Below are 11748 nucleotides of genomic sequence, written 5' to 3'. Positions count from 1 at the left end.
GCCCTGACATGACTCTCCCCATCTACGCCCTGCACGAGAACCCCGAGTGGTTCCCGCCCTTCGCCCGGGCCTTCGCCGAGCGCGGCGTCGAGGTCGTCGAGTGGGTGCTCACCGACGGAGTCCTCGACCTCGACTCCGCCCCGCCAGAGGGGATCTTCTGGTCCCGGATCAGCGCCTCCTCCCACACCCGCGGGCACACGCTGTCCAAGGACTACACGCGGGCGGTGCTGTCCTGGCTGGAGGCACACGGGCGGCGGACCGTCAACGGGCGCCGGGTGCTGGAGCTGGAGATGAGCAAGGTCGACCAGCTGACCGCGTTGCGCGCCGCCGGGATCGAGACCCCGCGGACGGTCGCGGCGATCGGCCGCGAGCGCATCCTCGAGGCGGCGCGAGGCTTCCCCGTCCCGCTCATCCTCAAGCACAACCAGGGCGGCAAGGGTCTGGGCGTACGACGCTTCGACACCTACGACGAGCTCGAGGCCTACGTCGGGTCCACCGATTTCGAGGAGCCGGTGGACGGCATCACGCTCGTCCAGGAGTACGTCCAGGCGGCGACGCCGCGGATCACCCGCGTGGAGATCGTGGGCGGGGAGTTCATCTACGCCATCGACGCCGACACCGCGCGCGGCGGCTTCCAGCTCTGCCCCGCGGACGCCTGCGAGATCGACCCGAGCACCGGCCGACCCATCACCCCGCCCGGGGCGACCATCGCCCCCGAGATCGGCCAGCAGCTCTTCAGCCTCCGCGAGGGCTTCGACCACCCGATCATCGGCACGTACATCGACTTCGCCGCCCGCAACGGCATCGAGGTGCTCGGCGTGGAGCTCATCGAGTCCGCCGACGGGCGGCTGCTCACCTACGACGTCAACACGAACACGAACTACAACGCGAACGTCGAGGCCGTCGCGCCGCGCTCGGCGCCGGGCGCGCTGGCCGACTACCTCGTCCGTCTCGCCTCGGAGGGCGACGCCGCCGCGGCCTGACGGTTGCCCGCCGTCCGGATCCTGCACACAAGTCCGCCGCGGCCTGTCGCCGTCCAGGCTCCAGCCTTGAGGTGCGGCGGGTTACCGGACGTGTCGCGGACTTGTGCGCCGATCACGAGCAGCCGCTATGCAGGACGAGAGCCGGGCTCCCGCCGCGGGAGCCCGGCTCTCGGTGTCAGGGGCTACGGGACGATGACGGCGCGGCCGCGCAGCGTGCCGTCGTGCAGCTTCTCGTAGGCCTTGGGCGCGTCGTCGAGGGAGAAGACCTCGGTCTCGACGTGGACGGCGCCGGTCCGCGCGAGGTTGAGCACCTCGAAGAGCTCGTGGCGGTAGCCCCAGTAGGGCGCGCGGACCGAGGACTCGTACGGCCGGTCGAGCATGCCGACGGGAAGGGTCCCGCTGCCGACCCCGACGTTCACCTGGTCACCGGCGACCGCGACCATCTTGGCACCGAGCTCCATCGTCGGCTGGGCCCCGACGAAGTCGAAGACGGCAGCGACCCCGCGCCCGCCGGTGAGGGCGCGGACCGGCTCCACGGCGTCGTCGTTCGAGAGGAAGGCGTGGTGAGCGCCGACCTCCTTCGCCAGCTCGAGCTTGTCCTCGGCGAGGTCGAGGGCGACGACCGTGGCCGGGGTGATGGCGCGCAGGATCTGGATACCGACGTGCCCGAGGCCTCCGGCACCGATGACGACGGCGACCGAGCCCGGGACGAGCTTGTCCAGCGAGCCCTTGATCGCGTGGTACGGCGTGAGGCCGGCGTCGGTCAGGGAGACGTTCTGGACGGGGTCCAGGTCGCCCAGCGGCACGAGGTGGCGGGCGTCGTCGACGATCATGTACTCGGCCATGGCCCCCGGCGAGCCGAGCCCCGGCGGGGCGATACCGAGCTCGGCGGCCCGCTCGCAGTAGTTCTCCTTGCCCTGGGCGCACATGTAGCAGCGGCCGCAGCCCTGGGGCCCGTAGACGGCGACGGCGGTGCCCACCTCGACGCCGGTGACGCCCTCGCCGAGCTTGTCGACGACGCCGGCGCCCTCGTGGCCGAGGGTGAGGGGCAGCCCGTAGATGTACTGGTCCTCGGGCAGGCTCATGATGAACGAGTCGGAGTGGCAGACGCCGGCCGCGGTGACCTTGAGGCGCACCTGGCCGGGACCGGGCTCGGGTGTCTCGATCTCGACGACCTCGGGAGCGGCGCCGATCGTGCGGTACTGCAGGGCCTTCATGCTGATCCTCCTTCTGGACCGGCGCGAGGTGCCGGCCCTCCCCACCACCCTCTCAGCGAACCCGCCCCCCAGCATGGGGAGGAGGTCCTACAACCGTCCGCGCCGAGAGCTGAGTTGTCACTGACGCCGACCCGCCCCTCCCCGCGCCGAGCGCGGAGGCGTTACTCGGGCGAGCCCTCGCCCTGGAGTCGCTCCTCGACGCGCTCGACCTTGGCGCTGAGCTGGCCCTCGTAGCCTGGGCGCAGGTCGGCCTTGAGGACGAGGCTGACCCGCGGGCTGTGGGCGGCGACGGCGTCGCACGCGGCCTTGATGACGGGCATGACCTCGTCCCACTCCCCCTCGATGGTGGTGAACATGGCCGTGGTCTCGTTGGGCAGCCCCGACGCCCGCACCACGCGGACGGCGGCGGCGACGGCGTCGGAGACGGAGCCGTCGGGCGAGTCGGAGACGGTGGGCGCGACGGAGAAGGCAAAGAGCATGGCGCTCATGCTAGGGCGGTCCTGACGAGCCTTGGGGCTCCGCTAGCCTCGGTGTCGGTTTTGTCGGCGACAGGCGTGGGGCTCACCCCGTCGAAGGGCAGGGGTACTCATGCGGTCATCGCGCGTCTCGGTGTCGGTTCTCGCGACGGGGGCGCTCCTCCTCGCCGGCTGCTCGGGCGAGGCCGAACCGGCCGCCTCCCCTGCCGAACCTACGCCGTCGGCCACCGGGAGCACCGTCGAGGAGAAGCGGAGCCCTACGGAGGAGTCCAAGGGCGCGACGGCCACCGCGCCCGTCGGTCAGCGCTTCTCCCAGTGCGAACCCGGCGAGGGCAAGACCGTCACCATGCTCGAGGACGAGGTGATCGAGGCGCAGGAGGTCCCCGAGGTCGTGGTCGAGGCCTTCGAGCTCGGTGGCGAGACCGTGCCGGCGCAGGTCATCGAGGCGGTGACGATCCCCGAGCGGGTGATCGACCGCGGCTGCATCGTCGAGTACGACGCCCCCGGTGGTTGCCTCGGGGCCGTGGAGATCAGCGGCGCCCTCATCCCCGGCTACTCCCTGCCCTCGCGGGTGCTGCCCGCGGTGATGCTGCCGGACGGCACCGTGCTGGAGGAGATCGTCGTCGACGGCGTCACCCAGCCCGACGTCGTCGTCGACGGTGTCTCCGCCGAGCAGGTCTGCCAGGTCGAGGACGACGAGCCCGGCTCGTATGTGTCGGCCGTCTACCGGCCGGCCATCTACCGGGCGGCGGGCTACCAGCCCGCCTCCTACCAGTCGGTGGCCTACCGGCCCGTGGAGTACCTCGACGACGGCCAGGTGCCGGGCGCGTCGATCCCCGGGGTGTCGGTCCCGGGTTCCTCCGTGTCCGGCGAGAGCGTCTCCGGTGCGTCGCTCGAGGGCTATCGCCTGGAGGGGACCGACGACGTCGAGGTGACGGACAAGGACGAGTCCGTGTCCTACAGCAGCGAGGGGGACGTCCTCTTCGGGAACAACGAGGACGAGATCCTGCCCGAGGCCACTTCCGCCCTCGAGGCGGTCGTCGCTGACATCGCGGACCGCGGCACCCCGGCCGCCGTCGTCGTCGAGGGGCACACCGACGACGTCGGCACCGAGGAGCACAACCTCGACCTGTCCGAGCGCCGCGCGCAGGCGGTGGCCACCTGGCTCGTCGACCACGGCGGCCTTGACGCCGGCCTCGTCAGCACGACCGGCCACGGCTTCGCCCACCCGCGCGCCGACAACGACACCGACGAGGGCCGCGCCCAGAACCGCCGCGTCGTCATCACCATCAAGTTCGAGTAGCCCAGCTGCGGCCTCCTCCCCTCGCCGAGAGCTGAGTTGTTCCGGCGTATGCCCGAGTAACAACTCAGCTCTCGGCGACATGAGGGGGCGTCAGCCGGCGTCGTAGAACCGCACGTGGTCGAAGACGGCCTCGGTCTCGGGCTGGGCGCCGCCGCCGGTGTAGAGGCCCACACGGGCGTCCGAGCCCGCCGGCAGGGTCCACGTCGCGCCCCAGCGCCAGGACTCGCCGTCGGTGGAGAAGGCCGAGCGGTACAGGTGCTCGCCGGCGTCGTTGGTCGTGTGGTGGATGCGCAGCCACGTCGTGTCGGCGGGCGGGCCGCTCGTGTGGCCGCCCCAGGACAGGAAGCCGTCCTGGTTCACCTCCTTGCCGAACTCCACCTGGCGGGTGTTCCAGATGGCCACGTGGCCCAGGCGCAGGAAGGTGTCGTCGTCGGCGTGGACGATGAGCCCGGCCTGCTGGTAGTTGCGCACCTCGGTGTCCCCGAGGTCCAGGGTCAGCTTCGTCTCCACCATCCAGTCACCCGCGGGTGCCTCCCTCAGGAGCAGGCCGCCAGAACCGCCGGCACCGACGAGGTCAGCACCGGTCAGCGGCCACACGAGCGCGCCGTCCTCCACGCGGGCGGCCGGGTCCTCGCGGACCCACTCCCACCCGTCCAGCTCGGCGTCGTCGAAGCTCTCCTCCACGAGCACCTCACCGCGCACCGGTTCCGCGACCATCTCGGCCACCGGCTCGTGGGCCGCGTTGACCGACAGGTTGTCCACGTGGGCACCGGTTCCCCTGAGCTCCACCGGCGCCGAGCGCAGGATCCCCGGCCGCAGCTCCAGCCCCACCTCGGCGATGACGTCACCGAGCCGCGACTCGCTCAGCCGGGCGTGCACCTGCCCCTCGACGACGTGGACCTGCAGCGCCGTCCACACCGACAGGTCGTACTCCTCGGGGATCGGCACGGTCGTCTCCTCCTGGAAGCGTCCGTGCCCGTACTCGACGTGGAGCTCGCGCTCCCCCGGGTTCACCTCCACCTCGATGCGGTTGGAGCCGCGCCCCACCCGCACGAGGAAGGGCTCGGTGCGGCGGGTGCGCAGGTCGAGCTCGACGTGCACCTCCTCCGGCGCCGCCTCGTCCGTCCACACCCGTCCGCGGACCAGCGCGTGGTCCCCGGACTGCTCGTCGACGTCGGGGCGGTAGGAGCCGCGCAGCGCGCGCCCCTCGGCCGGGTCCTCGACCGTCAGGCCCAGCAGGGACCCTGCCACCGGACCGGTCTGCGACCCCTCGCTCGGCCCCGCCCCGGCCCGGGTCACCGGCCAGCCGTCCACCCAGTCGAGCCGGTCCAGCAGCGTGGGCCGCCGGTTGATCCCGCCCGGCTCGCTCAGCCACGGCTCCTCCCGGTCGATGGCGTGGTAGTAGATCCAGTCCTGGCCGGACAGGTCGCTCACCACCGTGTGGTGCCCCGCCCCGATCCACCGGTTGCCGTTCTGCACGAGCACCTGCGTGCCGCCGGGCCGCGTGTCGAGCAGGGACACCCCCTCGTGGTCGACGAAGGGCCCGCGCGGGCTCTCCGACCGGCCGGCGAACACGCTGTACCCGGTCGAGGGACCCGCGCAGCAGTTCGCCGAGGACGCCATGAGGTAGTAGTACCCGTCGCGCTTGAGCACGTAGGCGCCCTCGAACTTGTCGTTGATCGCCACCTGCGTCGCCTCGCCCACGGCCCGCAGGCCGCTCGGGTCGAGCTCGGTGACCCACAGGCCGCCGTAGTAGCTGCCGTAGTACAGGTACCGGCTGCCGTCGTCGTCGGCGAGCATCGAGGGGTCGAAGGTCCAGAAGAAGCCGCCGCCGTCGGGCCGCGGCGGGACCACCGGCTCGGCCACCGGCGTCCACGGTCCCTCCGGCGTCGGCGCCGTCGCCGCCCCGATCGCCGAGTCGTCGCCGGCGTTGAGCTCGGTGTCGGTCACCGTGAAGTACAGGACGTACTGGCCGTCGACGTAGCGGATGTCCGGCGCCCAGAAGAAGGACGTGTCGGTGGCCCAGGACGGCGCGGACCCCTCGTCGAGGATCGTGCCGCGGTACTCCCAGTCGACCATGTCGCGCGAGCGCGCCACGTGCATGAGCCCGAACTCCCCGCCCTCGACGAGCGGGTCGGACGTCGCGTAGAGGTACCACCAGCCGTCCTTGCCGCGGATGATCGCGGGGTCGGCGTAGGTGTCGGCGAAGTCCGCCGTCACCGGGTTCGTGTAGGACGTGGCGGGGCCGTCGTCGTGCCCGCCGCCGGCCTGGGCCGGCGCGAGGGCCGCCCCGACCATGCCGAGCGCGAGCGCCGCAGCGCCCAGGGCAGCCGTGATCCGTCGGTGTCTCATCGTTGGTCTCTCCGAGGGGTGTGTCAGGGCACGACGACGACGGGACGTCCGTCGTCCCACTCCAGCGGCAGGACGTTGACGCCGCGGTAGGAGGTGTCGCCGTACCACGAGTGGAAGACGAGCCGGTCGGTGCCGTCGGGCGCCGTCACCACGTCCTGCCCGCCGGGGCCGATGAAGCGGCCGTCGGTGGCGTCGGTGGTGAGCAGCGGCTCGTCGGCCTTGGTGTAGGGGCCCGCGACGGCGTCGGCCGTCGCGTACCCGACGGCGTACTGCTCGCCGCCGTAGTCGTTGGCCGAGTAGAGCAGGACGTAGGTGCCGTCCCGCTCCACCAGCGTGGGCGCCTCGACGAGGTGCCCCTCCCAGTCCTGGTCCTGCTTGAGCAGCCGCTCCGGCTCACCGGTGAGCGACAGCCCGTCCGGTGCGAGCGGGGCGAGGTGGAGCCAGGTGTCCACCCCGACCGCGTTGCCGTCGTTCTTCCACAGCAGGTAGCGGGTGCCGTCGGTGTCGGTGAAGGTCGAGGCGTCGATCGCGCCGCCCTGCTCCTGCGGGCACACGAGCATCTCCTCTCCCACCACGGTGAACGGCCCCTCGGGCGCGTCGGCGGTCGCCACGCCCACGCACTGCGCGTAGGGGTCGTAGTTCGTCGCGGTGAAGTACAGCGCGTAGCTTCCGTCGTCCAGCTCCGTCACCTCTGGTGCCCACGTCTTGCCGGGGATCACCCACCTGGGCAGGTCCGGCAGCGCGTCCTCGAGCAGCTCCCACTCCTCCAGGTCCGTGGAGCGCGCCACCCGCACGTTGCGCAGGTTCCCGTTGGTCCCGTAGGCGTAGTAGGTGCCGTCGACCTCCAGGACGTCCGGGTCGGGGAAGTCGTCGTCGATCACCGGGTTGACGTCCTCGGCGGGCGAGGACGACGACGGCGCGGGCGCGGCGGCGTCGTCGTCCGTCCCGCCCCCGCAGGCGGCGAGCACGACGACGCAGGCCAGCGCCGTCGTCGTCGTGCCCGGTCGCCTCATCCCTTGAGCCCCGAGCGGGAGACGCCCTCGATGATGTAGCGCTGCAGGAAGACGTACAGCGCGAGGACCGGGACGGAGGCGATGACCGCGCCGGCCATGAGGAGGTCGTAGCGCACGGCGTTGGCGGTCTGCAGCGTGGACAGGCCCGCCGGCAGGGTCTGGACCTCGGGGCTGAACAGGACGTAGACCGGCCAGAGGAAGTCGTTCCAGTTGGTGAGGAAGGACAGCAGCGCGAGGGTCGCCAGCGCCGGTCGGGACAGCGGCAGGGCGACCTTGAGGAAGGCCTGCCACTGGTTGGCCCCGTCCAGGCGGGCGGCCTCCTCCAGCTCCCCGGGGAGGCTGATGAAGAACTGGCGCATGAAGAACACCCCGAACGCCGAGGCCGCGGTGGGCACGATGATCGCGGCGAGGGTGTTGAGCCAGGCGAGCTCCCCGACGATGAGGTAGTTCGGGATGACGAGGATGACCGGCGGCACGAAGAGCGTGGCGATGACCGCCCCGAACACGAGGCTGCGGCCCCGGAAGCGCATCCGCGCGAGCGCGAAACCGGCGAGCGTCGACGTCGTGACCACGAGGGCGGCGTTCGCCGACGCCGCCACGAGGCTGTTGAGGAACCAGCGCAGCACGGGCGTGCCGCTCGTCCCGAGGATCGAGGAGTAGGCGTCGGTGGTCGGCGGGTCAGGGACCCAGGTCGGCGGGAAGCCGGCCGCCTCGCCGCGCTCCTTGAAGGAGGTGACGAGCATGTAGATGAGCGGGCTGATGAACAGCAGGGCGAGCGCGCCGAGCACGACGTAGCGCACGACGACGCGACCGCCGGGCCTCCGTCGGGTCGTGGCGGGCTCCCGGTGTGCCGTCGTCGTCATGTCATGACCTCCGCTCACGGAAGAGCCAGAAGACGATGATGCTCAGCACCATGAGCGCCGCGGTGAGGATGTAGCTCATCGCCGCCGCGGTGCCCATCTGGTAGTTGCGCAGGCCCGTCTCGGCGATCTGGTAGATCGCCGTGCGGGTCTCGCGGCCGGGGCCACCCTGGGTCATGAGGTAGGACTGCCCGAACATGTTGGCCGAGGCGATGATGGTGATCGTCGTGATGAAGGCGAGCACCGGGCGCAGGCCCGGCAGCGTGACGTTGCGGAACTGCTGCCAGCGGTTCGCGCCGTCCACCCGGGCCGCCTCGTAGAGCTCACCGGGAATGTCCTGGAGCGCCGCGAGGTAGATGACGGCGTTGAAGCCGAGGGTCCACCACACGGTGACGCCGACCAGACTCACCCACACCGCCGGGCTCGAGGTGAGCCACGCGGTGTCGTCCGGCAGGCCGAGCATGCCGAGGTAGTAGTTGACGAGCCCGATGTTGTTGTCGAGGAGGTAGCGCCACAGGACCGCGACGACCGCCACGCCGAGCACGTACGGCGCGAAGTACACGGCGCGGAAGAAGTTCCGGCCCCTGAAACGCATGTTCATGATGAGCGCGACGCCGAGGGGCACGGTGAGCAGCAGCGGGACGCTGAAGAGCGTGAAGATGCCCGTCGCCTCCATGGCGTCCCAGAACTGCGCCGAGGTGATGGAGCCGGAGTCGAACAGCGCGGCGTAGTTGTCCAGGCCGACGAAGGGCTTGTTCGGCAGGGTGTAGTCCCACCGGTGCAGGCTGATCCACGCGCCGAGGACGACCGGCGCGACGACGAACACGAGGAACAGCACGAGGTAGGGGGCCAGGAAGAGCCACGGCGTCGCCCTCCCGTGAACCGGGATGCCACGCCGTGGCCCCTCCCGCAGCCCCTCCTCGCTACGCGGAGGTGCCACAGCGGTGGTCATTACTCCGCTCCGAAGCTCTCGAGGTTCTGCTCCATGAGGTTGGTCGCCTGCTCGGCCGCGGTACCCAGCGCCTCGGACGGCGGGGTGTTGCCGAGCACGGCGTTGGAGATCGCCGGCTCCAGCGCCTCGGTCTGCACGCCACCGACGCCGGGCACGGGCGGCAGGAAGCGCATGGTGTCGATGACCTCGGCGATGGCCTGCTGAGGCATGCCGTCGAGCACGCCGCTGTCACGGACGGACAGGCGCGCCGGGATCATGCCGGAGCCGGCCCACTCGCCGGACTGCTCGGACATCCACGCGATGAAGACCTGCGCGGCCGCGGCGGTGTTCTCGTCCTCGGTGGCCTGGCGGGTCATGAAGAAGTGGTGGGAGTTGGCCCACACGGCGTCCTCCTCACCGATCGTCGGCACCGGGGCGATGCCGTAGGGCGCCCCCGAGGCCTCGAGGTCGTTGATCTGCCAGATGCCGTCCCAGGTGATGGAGGTCTCCCCGTTCTTGAAGGCGATGTACTGGGAGTCCGGGGCGACGTCGTTGGGGCTGTAGCCCTCCTCGATGATGGAGCGCTGCCACTCCAGCGCCTCGACGCCCTCCGGGGAGTCGTACATCGCGGCGGAGCCGTCCTCGGCGTAGATCTCCCCGCCGTTCTGCCAGGTGAGGGAGAGCCACATGAGGTGGCTGGGCCACACCTGCGGCATCCAGAAGGGCTGCTCGTAGCCGGCCGCCTGGAGGGCGTCGAGCGCCTCCATGAACGAGGCCTCGTCGGTGGGCGGCTCGGTGATGCCCGCCTCCTCGAAGTGCTCGGTGTTGTAGTACATCGCCAGGGAGTGGACGTCGAGCGGGATGCCGTAGCGGGCGTCCTCGTAGATGCCGGCGTCCCAGATCTCCTCGGTGAAGTCGTCGGCGGTGAGCTCGAGGGACTCGGCGAGGTTGTCGAGGGGGACGATGACGTTGCGTGCCGCCATGGTGGCGAGCTGGTCCAGGTGCATGACCCCCACCTCGGGTCCCTCGCCCTGGGTGACGGCGGCGGGCAGCCGCTGGTAGAAGTCGCCCCACTCGATGGTGTTGGGGACGACGGTGATGTTGTCGTGCTCCTCGTTGAACTGGTCCACGAGGTCCTGCATGAACGGACCGTCGCCGCCGGTGAAGCCGTTCCAGTAGGCCAGCTCGACCTCCGGCCCGGTGTACTCCCCGGTGAACTCCGGTGCCTCGCTCGTGTCGCCGCCGCCGGCGGCCTCCTCGGGTGTCTGTCCGCCGCCGCACGCCGCGAGGACGACGACGGTGGTGGCCGTCGCGGCCGCGAGGGCACTCCTCCTGCGGGCACCGGCCCGTGCTGTCCGTGTGGTTGTCATCGTGAAAGCCCCCTCGTCGATGAGGTGCACCCCCGGCCCTGGAGGTGCCTGGACGGCCTTTCTAACACAGGCGGTAAACGTTGTATACCGGTGAGCCGATTCGTTATGGTCGGGTGGTCCGGTCCAGATCGCGCGGCGTCGCGGGGCGGTGGCCGGCGGGCAGCGGAAGGAGGGGCGATGGCTCGCATCGGTCTGCGCGAGGTGGCCTCCCGCGCGGGGGTGTCGATCAAGACGGTCTCCAACGTCGTCAACGGCACCGGGTCGGTCACCGCCACCACGCGCGAGCGTGTCGAGGAGGCGCTCACCGCGCTGGACTACCGGCCCAACCTCGCCGCGCGGCACCTGCGCCGCGGGTCCAGCGGGCTCATCGCCGTCGCGCTGCCCGAGCTCACCCAGCCCTACTTCGCCGAGCTCGCCGCCGAGCTCGTGCGCGCCGCCAAGGCACGCGGGCGCATGGTGCTGCTGTCCCAGACCGAGGGCACCGAGGAGGCCGAGCGCGCCCTCCTCGAGGGACGCGACCTGCCGGTGCTCGACGGGCTCGTCCTGTCCCCTCTCGCCCTGGACGGACCGGCGCTGCGCGAGCGGGTGGACCGCTCACCGCTCGTCCTGCTCGGTGAGCACGTCGGTGACGCCGTCTTCGACCACGTGACCATCGACAACTGCGCCGCGGCCGCGGACGCGACGACGCACCTGCTCGGCCTGGGCCGGCGGCGCGTGGCGGCGATCGGCGCGCAGGTCAGCGGCCCGAACGAGACGGCGCTGCTGCGCCTGGAGGGCTACCGCGACGCGCTCACCGCCGCGGGCGTGCCCGCCGACGAGCGGCTCGTCGCCACCGTCGAGCAGTTCCACCGCCCCGACGGCGCCGCCGCCATGGACCGGCTCCTCGAGCTGCCCGAACCGCCCGACGCCGTCTTCTGCTTCAACGACGCCCTCGCCCTGGGAGCCCTGCGCACGCTCGCGCTGCGCGGCCTGCGGGTGCCGCAGGACGTGGCCGTCGTCGGCGTGGACGACGTCGAGGAGGCGACGTACACGACGCCGTCGCTCACCACCATCGCCCCCGACAAGCAGGCCCTCGCCACCGCGGCGATCGACCTGCTCCTGCGCGGAGGTGCCGCCGCCGGCGTGCCCCCGCAGACCGTGACCGTGCCCCACCGCCTCATGGTCCGCGAGACCACCACCCCCACCCCCACCCCCCTCCCGCCGACAGCTGACTTGTTACCGCCGACAGCCGGCTCCCGCCCCG

General features: G+C 71.5%; 10 protein-coding genes. 3 read left to right on the top strand and 7 right to left on the bottom strand.

Features of this window, described 5'->3' with window-relative positions; translation table 11 throughout:
- The first annotated feature begins 8 nt into the window (after positions 1-8).
- Positions 9-983, top strand: a complete 975-nt coding sequence (locus DSZ44_RS01925) for an ATP-grasp domain-containing protein (protein ID WP_110850885.1) — start codon at positions 9-11, stop codon at positions 981-983.
- A 182-nt stretch (positions 984-1165) separates the two neighbouring features.
- Here DSZ44_RS01925 and DSZ44_RS01920 read toward each other — a convergent pair whose 3' ends face one another.
- Entirely contained in the window at positions 1166-2200 is a 1035-nt protein-coding gene (locus DSZ44_RS01920) for an NAD(P)-dependent alcohol dehydrogenase (RefSeq protein WP_110850884.1), read from the bottom strand.
- A 161-nt stretch (positions 2201-2361) separates the two neighbouring features.
- Entirely contained in the window at positions 2362-2679 is a 318-nt protein-coding gene (locus tag DSZ44_RS01915; RefSeq protein WP_110851305.1) for a thiamine-binding protein, read from the bottom strand.
- A gap of 109 nt (positions 2680-2788) precedes the next feature.
- Here DSZ44_RS01915 and DSZ44_RS01910 point away from each other — a divergent pair, with 109 nt between their 5' ends.
- Entirely contained in the window at positions 2789-3979 is a 1191-nt protein-coding gene (locus tag DSZ44_RS01910; protein WP_146237457.1) for an OmpA family protein, read from the top strand.
- A gap of 90 nt (positions 3980-4069) precedes the next feature.
- Here DSZ44_RS01910 and DSZ44_RS01905 read toward each other — a convergent pair whose 3' ends face one another.
- The 5 genes from DSZ44_RS01905 to DSZ44_RS01885 are packed head-to-tail and all read right to left on the bottom strand — an operon-like array spanning position 4070 to position 10505.
- A complete protein-coding gene (locus tag DSZ44_RS01905) occupies positions 4070-6331 on the bottom strand; it encodes a glycoside hydrolase family 43 protein (RefSeq protein WP_110850882.1) in 2262 nt (753 codons plus the stop codon).
- 23 nt (positions 6332-6354) lie between these two features.
- Positions 6355-7344: a glycoside hydrolase family 43 protein gene (locus tag DSZ44_RS01900; RefSeq protein ID WP_110850881.1), complete on the bottom strand. Its 990-nt coding sequence runs from the start codon at positions 7342-7344 to the stop codon at positions 6355-6357.
- Positions 7341-8207, bottom strand: coding sequence for a carbohydrate ABC transporter permease (locus DSZ44_RS01895; RefSeq protein WP_110850880.1), 867 nt, complete (start codon positions 8205-8207; stop codon positions 7341-7343). Before DSZ44_RS01895 ends, DSZ44_RS01900 begins: the two co-directional genes overlap by 4 nt.
- A 1-nt stretch (position 8208) precedes the next feature.
- A complete protein-coding gene (locus DSZ44_RS01890) occupies positions 8209-9156 on the bottom strand; it encodes a carbohydrate ABC transporter permease (protein WP_110850879.1) in 948 nt (315 codons plus the stop codon).
- Positions 9156-10505, bottom strand: a complete 1350-nt coding sequence (locus DSZ44_RS01885) for an ABC transporter substrate-binding protein (RefSeq protein ID WP_146237456.1) — start codon at positions 10503-10505, stop codon at positions 9156-9158. The genes DSZ44_RS01890 and DSZ44_RS01885 overlap by 1 nt, the downstream gene beginning before the upstream one ends.
- Before the next feature lie 177 nt (positions 10506-10682).
- Between DSZ44_RS01885 and DSZ44_RS18170 the strand changes: the two genes are divergently transcribed.
- The coding region (locus DSZ44_RS18170; protein ID WP_181424504.1) for a LacI family DNA-binding transcriptional regulator at positions 10683-11748 on the top strand (1066 nt) is incomplete at its 3' end.

The sequence above is a fragment of the Georgenia satyanarayanai genome (assembly GCF_900116375.1).
Taxonomy (GTDB): Bacteria; Actinomycetota; Actinomycetes; order Actinomycetales; family Actinomycetaceae; genus Oceanitalea; species Oceanitalea nanhaiensis.
Note: the sequence above shows the minus strand (reverse complement) of the source record. Positions and strands in the feature narration are given on the sequence as shown.